This is a genomic window from Gemmatimonadales bacterium (assembly GCA_036265815.1).
GTDB lineage: Bacteria > Gemmatimonadota > Gemmatimonadetes > Gemmatimonadales > GWC2-71-9 > CAVVWJ01.
Genome location: DATAOI010000090.1, coordinates 19,057 through 36,631 on the forward strand (window position 1 = coordinate 19,057; position 17,575 = coordinate 36,631).

General features: G+C 70.1%; 17 protein-coding genes and 2 tRNA genes. All 19 read left to right on the forward strand.

Features of this window, described 5'->3' with window-relative positions:
- The first annotated feature begins 1 nt into the window (after window position 1).
- A complete protein-coding gene (locus VHR41_18015; GenBank protein ID HEX3236097.1) occupies window positions 2-604 on the forward strand; it encodes a GTPase domain-containing protein in 603 nt (200 codons plus the stop codon).
- Entirely contained in the window at window positions 601-2,577 is a 1,977-nt protein-coding gene (locus VHR41_18020) for a DnaA/Hda family protein (GenBank protein HEX3236098.1), read from the forward strand. Before VHR41_18015 ends, VHR41_18020 begins: the two co-directional genes overlap by 4 nt.
- Window positions 2,577-4,193, forward strand: coding sequence for a DUF4388 domain-containing protein (locus VHR41_18025; GenBank protein ID HEX3236099.1), 1,617 nt, complete (start codon window positions 2,577-2,579; stop codon window positions 4,191-4,193). The genes VHR41_18020 and VHR41_18025 overlap by 1 nt, the downstream gene beginning before the upstream one ends.
- Window positions 4,190-5,011, forward strand: a complete 822-nt coding sequence (locus VHR41_18030) for a protein-glutamate O-methyltransferase CheR (protein HEX3236100.1) — start codon at window positions 4,190-4,192, stop codon at window positions 5,009-5,011. The genes VHR41_18025 and VHR41_18030 overlap by 4 nt, the downstream gene beginning before the upstream one ends.
- On the forward strand, window positions 5,008-5,496 hold the full coding sequence (locus VHR41_18035) for a chemotaxis protein CheD (GenBank protein HEX3236101.1): 489 nt from the start codon (window positions 5,008-5,010) through the stop codon (window positions 5,494-5,496). Before VHR41_18030 ends, VHR41_18035 begins: the two co-directional genes overlap by 4 nt.
- Window positions 5,477-6,553, forward strand: a complete 1,077-nt coding sequence (gene cheB / locus VHR41_18040) for a chemotaxis-specific protein-glutamate methyltransferase CheB (protein HEX3236102.1) — start codon at window positions 5,477-5,479, stop codon at window positions 6,551-6,553. Before VHR41_18035 ends, cheB begins: the two co-directional genes overlap by 20 nt.
- Window positions 6,550-6,981: a chemotaxis protein CheW gene (locus VHR41_18045; GenBank protein HEX3236103.1), complete on the forward strand. Its 432-nt coding sequence runs from the start codon at window positions 6,550-6,552 to the stop codon at window positions 6,979-6,981. The genes cheB and VHR41_18045 overlap by 4 nt, the downstream gene beginning before the upstream one ends.
- Entirely contained in the window at window positions 6,978-7,442 is a 465-nt protein-coding gene (locus VHR41_18050; protein HEX3236104.1) for a chemotaxis protein CheW, read from the forward strand. The genes VHR41_18045 and VHR41_18050 overlap by 4 nt, the downstream gene beginning before the upstream one ends.
- A gap of 1 nt (window position 7,443) precedes the next feature.
- The gene (locus tag VHR41_18055; GenBank protein ID HEX3236105.1) at window positions 7,444-8,316 is read left to right on the forward strand and encodes a tetratricopeptide repeat protein; all 873 of its coding nucleotides are present in this window, start codon (window positions 7,444-7,446) and stop codon (window positions 8,314-8,316) included.
- A gap of 62 nt (window positions 8,317-8,378) precedes the next feature.
- On the forward strand, window positions 8,379-9,203 hold the full coding sequence (locus tag VHR41_18060) for a hypothetical protein (GenBank protein HEX3236106.1): 825 nt from the start codon (window positions 8,379-8,381) through the stop codon (window positions 9,201-9,203).
- Window positions 9,204-9,286: 83 nt separating this feature from the next.
- Window positions 9,287-9,451 (forward strand): hypothetical protein, encoded by a 165-nt coding sequence (locus tag VHR41_18065; GenBank protein HEX3236107.1) that lies wholly within the window; start codon window positions 9,287-9,289, stop codon window positions 9,449-9,451.
- A 73-nt stretch (window positions 9,452-9,524) separates the two neighbouring features.
- A tRNA-Val gene (locus VHR41_18070) sits at window positions 9,525-9,599 on the forward strand.
- 65 nt (window positions 9,600-9,664) lie between these two features.
- Window positions 9,665-11,383 carry a hypothetical protein gene (locus tag VHR41_18075; protein HEX3236108.1) on the forward strand — a complete coding sequence of 573 codons (1,719 nt, stop codon included), beginning with the start codon at window positions 9,665-9,667 and terminating at the stop codon, window positions 11,381-11,383.
- Between the two features lie 66 nt (window positions 11,384-11,449).
- Window positions 11,450-11,524, forward strand: a tRNA-Asp gene (locus VHR41_18080).
- Window positions 11,525-11,595: 71 nt separating this feature from the next.
- Entirely contained in the window at window positions 11,596-12,516 is a 921-nt protein-coding gene (gene rsmH / locus VHR41_18085) for a 16S rRNA (cytosine(1402)-N(4))-methyltransferase RsmH (GenBank protein HEX3236109.1), read from the forward strand.
- Window positions 12,506-12,793, forward strand: a complete 288-nt coding sequence (locus VHR41_18090) for a hypothetical protein (GenBank protein ID HEX3236110.1) — start codon at window positions 12,506-12,508, stop codon at window positions 12,791-12,793. Before rsmH ends, VHR41_18090 begins: the two co-directional genes overlap by 11 nt.
- Complete coding sequence (locus tag VHR41_18095; protein ID HEX3236111.1) at window positions 12,793-14,763, forward strand: penicillin-binding transpeptidase domain-containing protein; 1,971 nt, start codon at window positions 12,793-12,795, stop codon at window positions 14,761-14,763. The genes VHR41_18090 and VHR41_18095 overlap by 1 nt, the downstream gene beginning before the upstream one ends.
- The gene (locus tag VHR41_18100; protein ID HEX3236112.1) at window positions 14,760-16,220 is read left to right on the forward strand and encodes a UDP-N-acetylmuramoyl-L-alanyl-D-glutamate--2,6-diaminopimelate ligase; all 1,461 of its coding nucleotides are present in this window, start codon (window positions 14,760-14,762) and stop codon (window positions 16,218-16,220) included. Before VHR41_18095 ends, VHR41_18100 begins: the two co-directional genes overlap by 4 nt.
- Window positions 16,217-17,563: a UDP-N-acetylmuramoyl-tripeptide--D-alanyl-D-alanine ligase gene (gene murF / locus VHR41_18105; protein ID HEX3236113.1), complete on the forward strand. Its 1,347-nt coding sequence runs from the start codon at window positions 16,217-16,219 to the stop codon at window positions 17,561-17,563. Before VHR41_18100 ends, murF begins: the two co-directional genes overlap by 4 nt.
- The last annotated feature ends 12 nt before the right edge of the window (window positions 17,564-17,575 follow it).

Consider the following 17,575-nt stretch of genomic DNA (forward strand, 5'->3'; position numbering starts at 1 on the left):
AATGTCTCTGGTCAACTTCACGGCGCGCGAGATCACCTGCAAGATCGTGTATTACGGACCGGGCCGGTCCGGCAAGACCACGAACTTGCAGTACGTCTATGGCCGGGTGCCGGAGAGCCGGCGCGGCCGGATGGTCTCGCTCGCCACGCAGACCGACCGGACCCTGTTCTTCGATTTCCTGCCCCTGGAGCTCGGCACCATCTCCGGGTTCACCACCAAGTTCCAGCTCTACACCGTTCCGGGGCAGAGCTACTACAACGCCACCCGGAAGCTGGTGCTGCAGGGCGCCGACGGCGTGGTATTCGTGGCCGACAGCCAGGCCCGCCGCTTCGACGACAACCTGGAGAGCCTGCAGAACCTGCAGGACAATCTGCTGGGCCAGGGCGTCGATGTCCGCCACCTGCCGGTCGTCTTCCAGTACAACAAGCAGGACCTCCCCACCGATCTCATCCTTTCCCACGAGGAGATGGACGATGCGCTGAACTTCCGGGCGGTGCTGAGCTTCGGGGCCGACGCGCTGCACGGAAGCGGCGTGTTCGAGACCCTGCGCGGTATCTCCGAGATCGTCCTCAAGCGGCTGGCCGCCGGGAGCCCGGTCGCGTGACCGTCACCCTCAATCCCCTCTACCGCTTCGACACCATGGTGGTCGGCGCGGCCAACCGCCTGGCGGTTACCGCGTCGAAGGCGGTGGCCGAGTCGCCGGGGACGGTGTATAACCCGCTCTTCATCTATGCCCGCCCGGGCCTGGGGAAGACCCACCTGCTGATGGGCATCGGCCACGCGGCCCGGGCGATCAACCCGCGGCTTTCCGTCGAGTATCTCACCCTGGACGAGTTCGTGGAGGCGTTCCATGCCGCCATCGCCGCCGGCCACGGCGAGGCGTACCGCAAGCGTTTCCTCGACGTCGATCTGCTCCTGGTGGACGACGTGCAGTTCCTCACCCACCGGCGGGAGATGCAGGCTGAGCTGCTGCGGCTCACCGACGCGCTGCAGCAGGCCAACCGTCAGATCGTGCTCACCAGTGATCGGCCGCCTGCGGAAATCGAAGCGCTCGACGAGCGCCTGATCCGTCGTTTCGCCGGGGGTCTGGTGATCGATATCTCCGCCCCGGACTACGAAACTCGGGTCGCGATTCTCCGGCGCAAGGCGGAGGAGCGGCGCGCCGGGTTCGCCGATGGAGTGCTCGAGGCGGTAGCGTCGCTGGGAATCGACAACGTGCGTGAGTTGCTGGGCGCGCTCAACCGTTTGATTGCCTTCCAGGCGGTGAGCGACACGCCGCTCGGCCCGGCGGAGGCGCGCTCGCTGATCGGGGGCCCTGGGGCGCCCGATGCGGATGACGCGCCGGGCGCGTCGGTGCCGGCGGACGCGGCGGCCGAGTCGCGCGACGAGTTCGGCGAATTCCTGAGCGAGATCTCCGCCACCGTGGCCCAGCAGGTCGACGCGTGGCGGACCAAGGTCAGCGCGGCCCTCCTCCGTTGGCAGGGCGAGGGGTTCGTCATCACCCGGCTCCAGGCGCTGCTGGATCAGGAGATGGTGAGCGATCCCGCGCGGGCCATCGGCGAGTTCGAGGCGGACGTCGAGCGGCTCCAGGCCATGCGGAGGGAGGCCGCGGAGCTCGCTCCCGAGCTGGCCGGCTCGCCGGCGTTCCACGATCCGGCGGATCTCGCTGCCGCCGAGGCCGCGCTCGCCCGCGCGCGGGCGGGCGCGGTGCCTCCGCCCGCGCCGTCGCCACTCTGGCGCCTTGGGGAGCTGGCCGAGTCCACCGGCAACCGCCTCGCGCTCGAGTCGGCCCGTCTGGTGGCCGCCGAGCCCGGCACCGGGTACAACCCGCTGGTCATCGTGGGTGCCGGCGGGACCGGGAAGACCCACCTCCTCCACGCCATCGGCAACGAGCTCGCGGGACGGGGTGGACCGGTCGCCTGCCTCAGTGCTCCGGAGCTGACCGGCGAGCTGATCGAAGCGATCGACCGAGACGCCGTGGCCGGCTGGCGCGCGCGCTACCGCCGGATATCGGCGTTCCTGCTGGACGACGTGCACCTGATCGCCGACAAGGACCGCAGCCAGGATGAGCTGTTCGTGCTCTTCAACCTGCTGCTGGAGTCGGGACGGCAGATGGTGTTCACCTCGGCGGTGCCGCTGGCGGGACTGCCTGGGGTGGAGGCCCGACTCCGAACCCGGCTGGAAGGCGGTCTGGTGGTCGAGCTGCCTCCGCCGGACGAGGACATCCGCGGGCGGGTGATCGCCCGCGCGCTGGGCGAGAAGCTGGGCCGGGCGGACGCCGCACTGGTGTCGTACCTGGCCGCCCGCCCGGTGGAATCGGTGCGTGCGGTGCAGGGGCTGGTTCAGCGGGTGATCGAGGCCGCGGAGGCTCGCGGGATGGCGCCGACGGCCGGGCTCGCCCGCGAAGTGCTCGAGGGACCCGTCGCTCCAGTGCCGTCGCGGAGCGAGGCCGAGCGGCCCCGGCCGCCCCGCTCGAGCGGCATCGTCGCGCCCACGGCCGGAGGCGCGCGCAGCCGGGAGAAGATGGTCTGGGAGTGGCCCGACGTCAGCGAGCGCGTGCTGGAGGAGTGGCGCTGATGGCGATCAAAGGCAGTCTCAAGGAGGCCAGTCTCCCCGATGTGATCCAGCTGCTGTTCCTGGGACGCCGCACCGGCTGCCTGGCGCTGGCCGACCGCCACAACTTCGGCACCATCTACTTCGAGGAAGGCCACATTGTCTACGCGGCGATCGTGAACCGCCGCGATCGTCTGGGAGACATCCTGCTCCGCAGCGGGCGGATCACCGCGGAGCAGCTGCAGAGCGCCGTCGATCAGCAGGTGGGAGACCGGGAGCACAAGCTGGGCGAGATCATCGTCCAGCTCGGCGCGCTCACCCGGGAGGAGCTGGAGAGCTACATGCGGCTTCAGATCGAGGAGGCGGTCTACTACCTGTTCACCTGGGTCTCCGGCACCTTCAACTTCGAGGCGGGCGTGCGCCCGGAGCGGGAGGACTTCCTGGTCCGGATCAACCCCGAGTTCCTCCTGCTGGAGGGTGCCCGCCGAGTGGACGAGTGGAGCCTGATCGAGAAGAAGATCCCCTCGTTCGACCTCATCTTCGCGGTGGACCGGAGCCACATCGGCGAGTCGGCGCCGGACCTGTCGCGCGAGCAACAGCAGCTGCTTCCGCTGCTCGACGGGACCCGGGACGTCCAGCACCTCATCGACCAGTCCGGGATGGTCGAATTCGAGGTGGGGAAGGCGCTCTTCGGCTTGATCACGGCGGGGTTCGCCCGCCGGGTCGGCACCTCCACGGCGGCGGCCCCCAAGGTGAACGACGGACGGGTGGACGAGCACCGGAACCTGGGGGTGGCCTTCTACAAGGCTGCCATGCTCGACGAGGCGCTGCGGGAGTTCCGCCGGGTGGCCGAGCTCCGGCCGGAGGATGCGAGCGCGCCGTTCTATCTCGGGCTCATCGCGCTGAGGCAGGCGCGCTGGGAGGAGGGAGCCGACGCGTTCCGCCAGGCCGCATCGGGGCCGGCCGCGCGGCCGGCGGCGCTCCACAACCTGGGGTTCGCCCTGGAGCGGCTGGGGCGTCTGGACGAGGCGGAGGCCGCGTACGGCGATGCGGCCGGGCGGTCGCGCGAGGATCCCCGCATCATGCTGGCCTGGGGGGTGGTGGCCCTCAAGCGCGGGGAGCATCAGGTGGCGCAGGGCCGGCTGGCCCGCACCATCGAGCTGCTGGGTCCCAAGCCCGCGCCCGCGCTCTGGTACTGGGCGGCGACGCTGGCCAGCGCCGGGCTCAACGATCAGGCCGGCGCGCTCAGCGCCGCCAAGGCCGGAGCCGCGGCCTATCCCGCCAGCGCGGTGCTGCAGAACAATCTCGCGGTGCTTCTGGAGTTGGCGGGAGATCTGCCGGGCGCCGAAGCGCTGCTCCGGACGGCGCTGGCGGAGGAGCCCTCGCTGCCCCAGATCTCCAAGAACCTGGCCGACATTCTGTACCGCAACGGCCGCTACGACGAGGCGCGCGAGGCCTACGAGCGGGCGGCCAAGCTCGCGCCCGATCTGGGAGACGACCTCTACTTCAAGCTGGGGAACATCGCCTACAAGCGGCGGGACACCACCCGCGCGCGGGAGAGCTGGAGCCAGGCCACCAGCCTGAATCCGGGGCATGAGCTCGCTCGCGCCAACCTCGAGATGCTGGACCTGGCCAAGTGACCCCCCCCGACGACCTCGCGTTCGCCAGGCTCGCGCAGGTGATCGCGCAGGGCTCCGGCTTCACGGTGGAGGCCTACAAGGAGAAGTGCGTCCGCCGCCGGATCGCCGTGCGGATGCGGGCCTGCGGGGTCCACACCTACCAGGACTATCAGACGCTGCTGGAGCGGACGCCCGCGGAATACGAGCTGCTGCGCGACGCGCTGACGATCAACGTCACCCGTTTCTACCGGAACGCCGAGACCTGGAACCGGCTCCGTCGGGACCTGGTGCCGCAACTCTGTGCCGAGCCGATGACTCGGCTGACGGCCTGGAGCGCAGGCTGCTCCTCGGGAGAGGAGCCCTATACTCTCGCCGCCCTCATTGCCGACGCGCTGGACCGGAGCGGCCGGGCCGACCAGCTCGACCGGGTGACCATCGACGCGACCGACGTCGATCGGGGCAGCCTGGAGCGTGCGGCGGGCGGCCGCTACAGCACCGAGGCGCTGAGTGAGATGCCGCCGGAGCTGGTGCGCGCCTACTTCGAGGCCGACGGGGCGGAGCACCGGGTGATCGAGCGGCTGCGCCGCCGGGTCCACGTCCGGCGGCTGGATCTGAACCAGGAGCCGCCGGTCCGGCGAGCCTATCATCTCATCCTCTGTCGCAATGTGGTCATCTACTTCGACCGGCTGATGCAGGAGCAGCTGTTTCAGACCTTCGCCACCGCGCTTGCCCCCGGCGGCTACCTGGTGCTGGGCAAGGTCGAGACCCTGTTCGGCCCCGCGCGCGACCTGCTGCAGCTCATCGATCCGCGGGAACGGATCTACCGGCGACCTGGATGACCGGCCGAGAGATTCTGGTGCGCGTGGCCGACCTCCGGGTCGGCTGCCGGGAGGACGTGCTGATCACCATCGGCTTGGGGAGCTGCGTGGCGATCATGCTACACGATCCGATGGCCCAGGTGGGTGGGCTGGCCCATGTGCTCCTGCCCTCGCCCGGGCTGGGAAGAAAGGACGCGAACGCGGCCAAGTTCCCCCAGACGGCGGTGCCGATGCTGATCGAGCTGATGGCCGCCCAGGGCGCCAGCGTCCGCCGGATGGTGGCGCGGCTGGCGGGCGGGGCCAGCATGTTCGCCTCGCTGGCCCCGAGCGGCACCATTCAGATGGGCGAGCGCAACGTGGTGGCCTCCCGTCAGGTGCTCAACCAGATCGGCATCGCCCTGGTGGGCGAAGCGGTGGGCGGGGACTACGGCCGGACTGTCCGGCTCCGGGTGGCCGATGGGCAGGTCGAGGTCTCCTCCGTGGCGCATGGTATCCACACGCTCTGACCAGCCCACGGTCCTCGTGGTCGACGACAGCCCCTTCTTCCGCCGGCTCCTGACCGAGGTGGTGGACGGGACCGGTGAGTTCCGCGTCGTCGCGACCGCGAGAAACGGACTGGACGCGCTGCGGAAAGTGCACGACCACGTGCCCGACATGGTCCTGATGGACCTGGAGATGCCGGAGCTCGACGGGCTGGGCGCGATCGGCTACATCATGTCCGAATCGCCCCGGCCGATCGTGGTAGTGAGCTCCTATGCCGGGCCCGGCACGGCGGCCGCCATCCGCGCGCTCGAGCTCGGCGCGGTCGACCTGGTAGCCAAGGAAGACGAGCGCTCGGAGCGCTCGACGGCGCGCTTCGCCGAGCGGCTGATCGGAGTGCTGCGGGCGGCGCGGAGTGCCGACATCGGCCGGCTCCCGGTCCTCGCCCGGCCCGCGCGCGGTGTACCGGATCAGGCGCTCTTCGCGCTCCCCGGCCGCGCGCGCTACTGCGTCGCCGTGGCCGCCTCGACCGGTGGACCGCGCGCGCTGGCGGAGCTGGTGCCTCGCCTGGTCACCGGCCAGGGGGCCGCGGTGCTCATCGTGCAGCACATGCCGCCCCGCTTCACCCAGAGCCTCGCCGAGCGGCTCGCGTCCCAGAGTCGGTTCAACGTGGTCGAGGCGCGGCACCAGACGCCGATGCTCGCCGAGACCGCGTACATCGCGCCGGGAGACTACCACATGCGGGTCGAGGCGGCCCCGGATGGTCCCCGTCTGACGCTGGACCAGGAGCCGTCGGTCTGGGGCGTCCGCCCGGCCGCCGACCCGCTCTTCCGGAGTGTGGCCCAGCGATTCGGCGAGCGCGCCATCGGCGTGGTGCTCACCGGGCTGGGCCGCGATGGCGCGGAGGGGCTCCGGCTGATCCACGACGCCGGCGGGATCGGGATCGCCCAGGACCGCGAAAGCGCCACCATCTATGGCATGCCCAACGCCGCGCTGCAGGCGGGCGGGGCCGATCATGTCCTTCCGGTCGGCGCCATGGCCGACCGGATTCGCCTCGAGCTGTCCCGCATGGAGCGACGATGATCCCGAAAGGCGAGGGATATCTGCTGGTGCGCGCCGCGGGCCGGCGAGTGGGGCTCGCCTTGGCGCAGGTGGTCGAAGTGCTCGACCCCGGCCCAACGTATCCGGTCCCGGCGGTCGAGCCCGCGGTGCGGGGCGTGACCACCGTTCGCGGCCGCATCGTCCCGGTCATTCACCTGGGTGCGCTGCTCGAGGGAACCGCCTGTCCCGACGCCCGCGGCGATGTGGCTATCGTGGTGGAGCTCGCCGGCCGCACGCTCTGCCTCGAGGTGGAGGAGGCGGAGACAGTGCTCCGGGAGCCCGGGTTCGCGGTACCGCCGGGCGCGGCGCTGGCATGGGCCGTCGCCGTGGCCCGGACCGACGAGGGGCTCGTCCCGCTGCTCGATCTGACCGCGCTCGGCGCGCGCATCAAGGAGGACCCAGCCGCATGAACACCGTCGACGACGTGCAGATGGTGACCTTCCGGGTCGGCAGCCAGGAGTTCGCCTTCGACATCCTCCAGGTGGAGCGGATCCTGCGCTACTCGGCGCCCTCGCCGCTTCCCAAGGCGCCGGAGTTCCTCGAAGGCGTGGTGGCGTACGAGGGGAGCGCCGTGCCGGTGGTCGACCTGCGGAAGCGATTCGACCTCGAGGCCCCGATCCGGGAGGAGACCCGCCTCATGGTGGTGGATCTGGGCGAGCAGCGCGTCGGCGTGCTGGTGGACGAGGTCCGGGAGGTCATCCGAGTCGACAGCACCACCATCACGGCGCCGGGTCCGATGGTGAGCGGGCTGGCCGCGTCCTACATCGCGGGCATCATCACCCGGCCGGGGCGGACCATCATCATTCTCAACGCGCGGAAGCTGCTCTCGTCGAGCGAACGGCACGCGCTCACGGGCATCGGGAGCGGATGAGATGAGTGAGCCGTGGCTCGCGACACTGCGGGCACAGTTTCAGGAGATCGAGGGCCGGCTGGGCGCGGTGGGGCAACCCGCCGAGCGGGACGCGGTGAAGCGCGACATCATCGCCCTGTTCAAGCGGGTCGATGCGACCCTCACCGATCTCGGCCAGATGAAGGAGGACATCCGCGGCCTGGTCGACCGCTACAAGCAGGCGAGCGGCGCGGCCAGCGCGGCGGCCGCCCCCCAGTTCACCGGTGCCAGGCCGGCGGTGCATGCGGACCATCTGGGCGCTTCGACCTTCATCGAGAAGGGCTGGAGCCTCATCTCCCTGGGTGATTACGTCGGCGCGATTCAGGCGCTGGAGAAGGCGCTTGCGCTCTCTCCCGGGGCAGTGCAGGCGCAATCCCTGCTGGGCTGGGCCCAGATGCTGCACGAGGACTACGACGATGCGCTGGGGACGTTTTCCAAGGTGCTCATGAAGGAGCCCGCCAACGCTCTGGCCCGGATCAACGTCGGGTACATCTGCCTGAAGAAGCGGATCTTCGGCGAGGCGATCGAGCATCTCTCCAAGGCCATCCGGCTGGACAACGACCGCAAGGCGACGCTCTACGCCCATTATTACCTGGGACTGGTGTACCTTGAACGGGAGATGTTCGAGGATGCCCAGACGTTCTTCCGGAAGACCCTCACGCTGGGGCCCAACCTGATCGAGGCCTATTTCGAGCTGGGCCGCGCGCTCTGGTTTGCCGGACAGAAGGACGAGGCGCTGCAGAGCTGGACCGATGGCCACAAGGCCAACAGGTTCAATCCGTGGGCCAAGCGCTGTAAGGAGATGCTCGACCTGGCCGCCGCTGGAGGTGAAGTCCCGCGCCACCTGCTCTCGTAGTTCTCGCGCTGCTCGGGGCGGCCGCGCTCCAGACGGAGCCGTCGGCCATTCAGGTGGGGCAGGTGACCGCCGTCGCATGGCCGGCCCAGTCGCGCCTCGCGGCCGACCTCGCCAGAGAGGCGGGACGTCCCGCCGACTGGCCGGGGCTCGGCCGGCGGATTCCCGGGCCGCTTCGGCTGATCGTGGTGCCGGATGCACGTCGTCTCGACTCCCTCACTTCCGGTCGCGCCCCGCATTGGGGCGCCGCCATCGCCCTGCCGGACACCCGCACCATTCTCCTCCGCGCCGATGGGGAAGACCTCTCCCGCACCCTGCGCCACGAGCTGGCCCACCTCGCCCTCCACGAGGCTGTTGCCGTCCGTGTGCCACTCTGGTTCGACGAGGGATACGCCGGGTGGGCGGCCGGCGAGTGGGACCGCTTCGGCTCGCTGGAGCTCAACCTCGCCGTTGTGCGGGGCGCCATTCCCGACCTCGGCTCGCTCGATGGCGCACTCCGCGGCTCGGCCTCGACCGCCGATGCCGCCTACGCGCTGGCGGTCTCCGCCGTGGCCGAGCTCGCCCGGCGGAACCCGAGCGGCACGCTTCAACCCTTATTGTCCCGGCTGGAAGCGGGAACCGATTTCGAGGCCGCGGTCCGCGCCACGACCGGACTTTCCCTGGGTCGGTTCGAGGAGCAGTGGCAGCGGACGACCCGCCAGCGCTACAGCGTCGGCACCTGGCTCATCGCGGGCGGCGGGTGGCTGGTATTGGCGCTGGTCATCCTGGGACTCCGCCAGGTGCGGCGACGGGCCGACCGGGTCCGCCGGGCGGCCCTCGACGTCGGCTGGGATGTGGGGCCGGAAGATGCGCCAGGGCCTGAACTTGACCCGACCCAAGAACGGTGGTAGCCTCATCCCCTATGTCCACTTCTCGCCCACCGGGTGTCTCGCCACCACGCACTCCCCGGGGTGCTGCCGCCGCATCCGCGCCCGTGCGACGGCACTTTCTGGCTCGACGGAACCTGCTGATCCTGGCCGCCGCGCTCGCGGTCCTGGTGCTGGGGTACGTCACCCTCTCCGCCGGGCACGCCAGCGTGGCGGCGGCAATCTTGGTGGTCGGGTACTGCGTCCTCTTTCCGCTGGGTATCGCGTTATAGGAAAGTGCTGCTCGTCACGGCACGGAGCCTGCAAAGGGAGGTAACTCCTCTGGTCAGGTCCGTGTGAGGCAACGGGCGAATAGCTCAGCTGGTTCAGAGCGCCTGCCTTACACGCAGGATGTCGGGGGTTCGAATCCCTCTTCGCCCATTCGTTTTCTCGTCCAGCGCGGCCAATGCTGGCTCTGTGGGCTGATCCTTCGCGGAGGACTTGGAATGTACCTGTTCCGTCTCGTCGGTCTGGCCCTTCTGGGTGGGGCGATCGCATCGCCACTCGCCGCCCAGGGAATTCCGCGCAACGCTCGCACCTCCACCATCGCCAGCGCGGCACCGCGCTTCATGGTGGCCAATCCGTTCGCCTTCGCCCCGGCGGATTCGGGGCCCGCGGTCCAGATCGGCTCGGGCATGCGGGAGGAAATGAAGGATGTGGTGGGCAGGGACTTCCAGGTCATCGAGCAGACCCAGATGAACGACGCGCTCAAGCAGTATGGCTATCCGGTGGATGCCATTCTGACTCCGGCGCTCGCCACCACGCTGGCCAAGAACATCCAGGCGCGCTTCGTCGTGAACTCCACGATGGCCAAGGGCGACGGGGGCCGCTACGCGGTCACCGCCCGGCTGGTCGGCGTGAGCGACGATGCCGGCAATGTGGTGACCGTGACCCAAAACGCCGGGGAGTCGGCCCAGGCGTTCGGCAAGCGGCTGGCCGCGGCGCTTCAGCCTGCCGTCAAGTCGCTGCCCGACGCCAAGGCGTGCATCGATCAGCGCACCACCAAGCCCGACAAGGCGGCCGACGCGGCAGCCAAGGCGATCAAGGCGCTCCCCAACCATGGCCTCGCCGAATACTGCCTGGCGCTCCTGGCCATGGACAAGAAGGCGCCGAGGGCAGAGGTGGTGAAGCACCTCCAGGCCTCCACCAAGGGCGATCCGTTGAGCCTCCCGGTCTGGACGGCGCTCGCCTCTCAGTTTCAGGCGGCGAACGATACGGCCAACACGCTGGTGGCCTTCAAGGAGATGCTTCGGGTGGCGCCGACCAACCAGAAGCTGCGGCAGGAGCTGTTCAAGTACTTCCTCCAGTCCGGCCATCCGGAGACGGCGCTCGAGGTCGCGGACCAGGGCCTCAAGATCGACCCCTACAACGCCGATCTCTACGACCTCAAGAGCAACGCCTGCCTCTTCCTGAGCAACTTCAAGTGCGCGGTGGACGCCCTGGAAACGATGTACGCCACCGATTCGACCAAGGCGGACACTCTATTCTTCACCAAGATTTCCGCCGCGGCCGCGGAGGGCGAGAAGCCGGACACGGCGCGCCTGGTCAAGTGGGCCCAGCTCGGGGTCCGGAAGTATCCCGACAATCCGACCCTGCTGGGCTATCTCAACAAAGCGTATTCCCTGACCGGGCAGACGGACAGCGTTATCTCCGTCACCAACCGGATCATGGCCAAGGACACCACGGCCATCGTGCCGGCGCTTTCCGCCGCCAAGTCGCTGATCGACGCGAAGCGGCCGAAGGATGCGGTGCCGTTCCTCGATTACGCCATCAAGCACGGTGATCCACAGGCCAAGGAAAACGCGGCCGCCCTGCTGTACACCGGCGCCGCGCCGCTGTTGCAGCAGCCGCAGGACCTGCAGGGCGCGTCCCAGTTGCTGCAGATGGCTGTCTCGTCCGCCAATCCAAGCGGCAAGGTGTTTCCGGCAGCCAACTATCTGCTCGGCCTGGCGACCCTGTTCCAGGTTCCTCAGATCGACCCCCAGGCGGAGAAGCAGAAGTCGTGCGACCTGGTGCACCAGGAGGACTCGCTGCTCACCATTTCGGACTCGGCCCTGACCCTCGGGCGCGCGGTCAACCCCGAAGCGGTCGACAAGAATCTCGGCATCATCAAGCAGTACAAGCCGCGGATCGCGTCGATGCGCAAAGCGTACAAGTGTGGCTAGCGGACGCGGGTGATTCGGCACTTCCTCCGCCCTCGCAGTCCGTCTATATTCACCCGGCTGTCTGAGGGGGCTGTAGCTCAGCTTGGTTAGAGTGCCGCACTGTCACTGCGGAGGTCGCGGGTTCGAGCCCCGTCAGCCCCGCTGGTTTCCCTGTCAGACACGCCACCCCGTCCAGCGGACGGGGTGTTGCGTTTCCTCCCCTCGACACCGACATGGCCGATCTGATCACTCCGGTACACCAGCCGGTGCTGCTCGCGCCGGTGCTCGCGGCGGCCGCGGGCGCGCGCCGCGTGGTGGACGCCACCCTGGGCGACGGCGGCCACGCCGAGGCGCTGCGCCGGGATGGCGTGGAGCTCCTGGGGATCGACCGTGACCCCGCCGCTCTCGCGGTGAGTCGGCGCCGCCTCGGCGAGCAGGGAATCCGGTACCTTGAGGCGACCTACAGTGACCCCGCCGCTCTCGCGGCGGTGGCGGCCTTCCGTCCCGACTTCGTGTTGCTCGACCTGGGGGTGTCCTCCAGGCAACTGGACGAGGCGGAGCGCGGCTTTACCTTCCGTCCGGGCGCGCCGCTGGACATGCGGATGGGCTCGGCCGGCCTGACGGCCGCGGACTTCCTCACCCGCTCCCCCGAATCGGAGCTGGAGCGGGTCTTCGCGGAGTACGGCGATGAGCGTCAGAGCCGCCGGCTGGCCCGGGAGATCGTCCGGCGCCGGGCCCACCGTCCGTTTACCATCAGTGACGATCTGGTCAACGCGATTCGCGCGGCGCTCGGTGCTCGGTCCGGACCGGGTGAGTTCGCCCGGCTGTTCCAGGCCGTCCGGATCGCCGTCAACGACGAACTGACCGGATTGGAGCGGGCCCTCCCGGCGATGCGGGACGCGCTGGTGTCCGGGGGACGGCTGGCGGTGATCACCTATCACTCGGGCGAGGACCGGCTGGTGAAGCTGGCGTTCCGGGAGTGGGCCAGCGCCTGTATCTGCCCGCCCCGGCAACCCGTCTGTACCTGCCGAGGGCACCCGCTGGGGCGGGTCGACCCACGGAAGCCGATTCTCCCCGATCCGGCGGAGCTGGCGGCCAACCCCCGTGCCCGGAGCGCGAAGCTCCGGATCTTCCAGGTGGCTGATGCGGCTTAAGGGACGGCACTGGCTGATGCTCTGGCTGCTGATCTTCCTCTGCGCGCTGCTGGCCATCACCACCCGGCAGACGGCCGGCTTCCGCACCGCGCGGCAACTGAGGGAGCTGCGCGACCAGCGGCTGGCGCTCGAGGCTCAGCGGGGCGAGCTGGAGCGGCGCATTCGCCTGGGCGCCAGCCGGCAGGTGCTGATCCCCACCGCCCGCGGGCTCGGGCTGCACGAGCCGGCGGACTCGGAGTTCGTCCTCTTCGCCGTGCCCGCGTCGGACAAGCGCTGATGGCCAAGCCGACGGCACGGATCGCCGCCATCCAGTTCGGGTTCGCGCTCGGCATCGCGGCCGTGCTGGGCCGTGCGGCGCAGCTGCAGATCGTCGAGCGGGAGTACTGGAGCCTGGAAGCCAGCAGTCAGCGCACCGAGCGGGCGGTGCTCCCCGCGAGGCGGGGGGCACTCTATGACCGGAATGGGGTGCCGCTGGCGATCACCCAGGAGTTCTATCACATCGGCGTCGCGCCCAACGAGCTCACCGACGTGCGCACTGTGTTCGTGCTGCTGGTGCGGGGTCTTGGGGTATCGGCGGCGGCACTCAATCGGGAGTTCCAGGCGCGGAAGCGGTGGATCTATCTCCACGGGCCGTTCAACGCGACGCAGGTGCAGGCGCTGCGTGGGGTCAAGGGCGTTCACCTCACGGGTGAGTACCAGCGGTTCTATCCTTCGCGCGACCTGGCCCGTCCGATCATCGGTAGCCTGGCGCCCGACCGCACCTTCGGTGGCGACGGCCTGGAGTTGTCGCTCGACTCCATCCTGACCGGACGGCCCGGGGCCGCGGTCCTGCTCAAGGACCGGGCGGGCAGGCGCTACGACTCGCCCGGCCGGCTGGTGCGTGATCCGGTGGCCGGCAACGACGTGATCCTCAGCCTGGACGCCGAGCTGCAGGAGATCGCCGAGCGGGGGCTGGACGACGCGCTCGACGCGATGCGCGCCCAGGGTGGTGATGTGGTCTTCCTGGACCCCACCAGCGGCGAGCTGCTGGCGCTCGCCTCCCGGGAAGGTGGCGGCGGCGGAACGCCGACCGCCTCCACGTTCACCAGCCCGTTCGAGCCCGGCTCGACGGCCAAGCTCTTTACCGCGGCGGCGCTGTTGACCCTCGGCCGGGTCGGCAGCAGCGACGTGGTCGCCGGCGAGAACGGCGCGTGGGAGATGCCGGTGACCTCGTCCGGCCGGACCCGCCGGATCACCGACGCCCACGCGACTCGCGGGACACTCACCCTGGCGCAGGCGATCCAGGTGTCCAGCAACATCGCGATGGCCAAGTTCTCCTCCCGGCTTCGGCCCGAAGAGCAGTTCGAGATGCTGCGCGACTTCGGCTTCGGGACCCCGACCGGCGGAGAGTTCCCCACCGAGTCGCGAGGCACGCTGGCCCGGCCGGACCGGTGGCAGCCGATGTATACCCGCGCCAGCATGGCCATGGGCTACGAATTCAACGTCACCCCGGTGCAGCTCGCGGCCGCGTACGGGGCGATCGCCAACAACGGGGTGCTGCTCGAACCGACGCTGGTGCGGGAGATTCGTGATCCCAGCGGAGCGGTCCTCTATCGTCATCGTCCCGAACCGGTGCGCCGGGTGATCAGCTCCGCGGTCGCGGCGCGTCTCCGGGAATTTCTCCGGGGCGCGGTCGGGGAAGGGGGCACCGGCAAGGAGGCCCAGCTGGTCAACTACTCCCTGGTCGGGAAGACCGGGACGGCCGTGCGATTCGAGAACGGCCGCTATGTGCAGGGCACCTATACCGCATCGTTCGCGGCGCTGTTTCCGGCCGAGCATCCGCAACTGGTGGTGATCGTCAAGATCGACAACCCGAAGGGGAGCTATTACGGCGGACTCACGGCGGCGCCGGTGACCCGCACCATGCTGGAGCAGGCGCTCGCCTCCCGCCGGGTGGCGATCGATCGCGGGCGGCTCGCCGCTCGTGACACCGCGCCGCCGGACTCGCCAAAGCCGTCGGCGACACCGATGGGGCTGCGCACGGTGATTCTCCCATGGCCCTACCGGCCCGATCCGCCGGACGCGACGGCCCGGCCGGTGCCGGACGTGGTAGGGCGTTCGGCCCGAGAAGCCGCGCTTGCGCTCCATCGGCGGGGGTTCCGGGTGAGCCTGCGGGGGTTCGGCCGGGTGAGTCGCACCCTCCCGGCAGCGGGCGAGAACGCACGACCCGGTGGTACCGTCACCGTGTGGGCCCAGGAGGCAGAATGACGCTGAGCTGGCAGGCCTTGCTCGACGAGCTGCGGCGCGCCGACCTGCTGGTGAGCGCGCCCGCTGTCGGGCCGGCACCGACCGGCGTGAGCATGGATAGCCGGACCGTGGAACCGGGCACGGTGTATGTCGCGGTGAGGGGCTCTCAGGCCGACGGTCATCGGTTCGTGCCCGACGCGGTGCGGCGGGGAGCCGCGGCGGCCGTGGTCGAGACCGCGCAGGGTTCCACGGTGCCAGAGGTGATCGTCCGCGACGGCCGGCGGGCGGCACTCGTGCTCGGTGCCGCGTGGTACGGGCATCCCGGCCGCCGGCTCACTCTGCTCGGGGTGACCGGCACCAACGGGAAGACGACGACGACGGGGCTTCTCCGCCACCTTTTCAATGCCGAAGGCACCGCGGGCAGCATCGGCACGCTGGGCGCGTTCGATGGCGCGGGCGCACCGGTCGATTCCACCGCCGGTACCCTGACGACCCCCGGGCCGATCGACCTGCAGGCCACCCTGGCTGAGCTGGTGGAGCGGGGGACGAGCTCGGTCACGATGGAGGCCTCGTCCCACAGTCTCGACCAGGGACGGCTCGATGGTCTGAGCTTCGCCGCTGGCGTGTTCACCAATCTCACGCGCGATCATCTCGATTACCACGGCACGATGGAGGCGTACCTCGCCGCGAAGCTCAAGCTGAGCGCGCTGCTGAGTCTGCATGGAGTAGAAGTGGTGAATCTGGACGACCTGGCCTGGGAGAAGATGCCGGTCCGCTCACCCCGGGTGACGTTCGGCCTCCACCCGGCCGCCGACGTGCGGGCCACTGGCGTGGTGCTCGACGCCATGGGGAGCCGCTTCGCGCTGTGCGGCCGGTTCGGCTCCGCCGAAGCGTCGCTTCCGTTGCTGGGCGACTTCAATGTGGCCAACGCGCTTGCCGCCGTCGCCTGCGCGCTCGGCCTCGGCCAACCGCTGGCCCAGGTAGTGAGCCGCCTCGCCTCATCTCCCCAGGTGCCGGGGCGGATGGAGCGCATCTCCGACCTGCCGTGCGTCGTCCTGCGGGACTACGCCCACACTCCGGACGCGCTGGAGCGCGCCCTCGCGACGCTGCGGCCACTCACCCGCGGGCGGTTGATCGTAGTCTTCGGCTGCGGCGGCGACCGCGACAAAGGCAAGCGTCCGCTCATGGGGCGGATCGCGGCGGAGGGCAGCGATGTGGCGGTGGCGACATCGGACAATCCCCGGACCGAGGACCCCGTGGCGATCATCGACGATATCGAGCAGGGCATGGGCGGCGTGCCGCACCTCCGGATCACCGATCGGCTCGCGGCGATCCACGCGGCGCTGACCGAGGCACGCCCGGGCGACACCCTGCTCCTGGCCGGGAAGGGGCACGAAACCTACCAAGTGCTCGGCACCGAGAAGGTCCCGTTCGACGAGAGGGAGATCGTGCGGCGCGCCGTGGGCGCCGCACGATGAGCGGCTGGACCGAGGTCCGGGTTTGCGAGGCGTTGGATCTTCCCCCGGGCGCGGACCAGCGTCGCTTCAGCCTGGTTTCCACCGACACGCGCGCGCTCGGACCCGGCGCCCTCTTCGTGGCCCTCGCCGGTGAGCGGTTCGACGGGCACGACTACCTGCCGGCCGCCGCGGCGGCCGGTGCCACCGGCGCGGTGGTGCGCCGGGGGACGCCGCCCATCGAGGGGCTGATACTCTACCAGGTGCCCGATACGCTGGTGGCCTATGGCCGGCTGGCGCGCGCGCGGCGCCGCGAGATCTCGGGACCGGTGATCGCCGTGACGGGCACCAACGGGAAGACCAGCACCAAGGAGATGCTCGCGGCCGTCCTCGCCACCCGCTACGTAGTCCACGCGACCCGGGCCAACAACAACAATCTGGTGGGTGTGCCGCTCACCATCCTCGAGGCCCCCGCAGGCACCGAAGCCCTGGTGGTGGAAGCCGGAGCGAATCTGCCCGGCGAGATTGCACGCTACCGGGAGATCATCGAGCCATCGATCACGGTCGTCACCAACACGGTGTCCGGCCACCTGGAGGGGTTCGGGAGTCTCTCCGGCGTGGTGAAGGAGAAGCTCGCGCTCACGGAGGGTGTCCCGCTCGCCATCGTGGGCACCGACCCGCCCGCGTTGGCCGAAGGCGCCGAGCGGCTGGCGCGGCGGGTGCTCACGGCGGGACTCCAGGGCGCGGCCCTCGTGCCGGAGCGAGTCGAGCTCGACCAGGAGGCGCGCCCGGTCATCACGATCGGCGGCGAAGTCTTCACCCTCGCCGCCCGCGGGCTGCACCAGGCCGACAATGCGATCCGGGTGTGGGCCGTCGTCGAGGAGCTCGGCCTGGATCGAGCGGCGGCGGCGCGCGCGCTCGAGCAGTTCACCATCCCCGGCGGTCGGGGCGAGCTGCTGCAGGTCGGGAAGCTTACGATCCTCAACGACTGCTACAACGCCAACCCGCAATCGTTCCTGGCGGCCGTGGCCACGGCGACGGCGCTTCGGCGCGGCCGACGGCTGGTGTTCGTGGCGGGGACGATGCGGGAGCTGGGGGAGTCTTCGGCCGCGCTGCATCGGGACGTGGCGGAGGCGCTGATGAAGCTCGATCCCGAGGTGCTCGCGGTGGTCGGCGAGTTCGTGGCGGCACTGGCGCCGCACGCCGCGCGATTGGGTGAGCGCCTGGTCACCGCGGCGGACCCGGTCGAGCTCGCGCCCCTGCTGGCGGCACGGCTTCGAGGGGATGAGGTGGTCGTGCTCAAGGCGTCGCGGGGGGTCGCGCTCGAGCGCGTGCTCCCCGTGCTCCGCTCCGCCGCAAAGAGATAGCGGCTCTACCTT

Coding starts and splice junctions, on each gene's coding strand:
- VHR41_18015 (HEX3236097.1), top strand. CDS start 2: ATGTCTCTGGTCAACTTCACGGCGCGCGAGATCACCTGCAAGATCGTG.
- VHR41_18025 (HEX3236099.1), top strand. CDS start 2,577: ATGGCGATCAAAGGCAGTCTCAAGGAGGCCAGTCTCCCCGATGTGATC.
- VHR41_18035 (HEX3236101.1), top strand. CDS start 5,008: ATGACCGGCCGAGAGATTCTGGTGCGCGTGGCCGACCTCCGGGTCGGC.
- cheB (HEX3236102.1), top strand. CDS start 5,477: ATGGTATCCACACGCTCTGACCAGCCCACGGTCCTCGTGGTCGACGAC.
- VHR41_18045 (HEX3236103.1), top strand. CDS start 6,550: ATGATCCCGAAAGGCGAGGGATATCTGCTGGTGCGCGCCGCGGGCCGG.
- VHR41_18050 (HEX3236104.1), top strand. CDS start 6,978: ATGAACACCGTCGACGACGTGCAGATGGTGACCTTCCGGGTCGGCAGC.
- VHR41_18055 (HEX3236105.1), top strand. CDS start 7,444: ATGAGTGAGCCGTGGCTCGCGACACTGCGGGCACAGTTTCAGGAGATC.
- VHR41_18075 (HEX3236108.1), top strand. CDS start 9,665: ATGTACCTGTTCCGTCTCGTCGGTCTGGCCCTTCTGGGTGGGGCGATC.
- rsmH (HEX3236109.1), top strand. CDS start 11,596: ATGGCCGATCTGATCACTCCGGTACACCAGCCGGTGCTGCTCGCGCCG.
- VHR41_18090 (HEX3236110.1), top strand. CDS start 12,506: ATGCGGCTTAAGGGACGGCACTGGCTGATGCTCTGGCTGCTGATCTTC.
- VHR41_18095 (HEX3236111.1), top strand. CDS start 12,793: ATGGCCAAGCCGACGGCACGGATCGCCGCCATCCAGTTCGGGTTCGCG.
- VHR41_18100 (HEX3236112.1), top strand. CDS start 14,760: ATGACGCTGAGCTGGCAGGCCTTGCTCGACGAGCTGCGGCGCGCCGAC.
- murF (HEX3236113.1), top strand. CDS start 16,217: ATGAGCGGCTGGACCGAGGTCCGGGTTTGCGAGGCGTTGGATCTTCCC.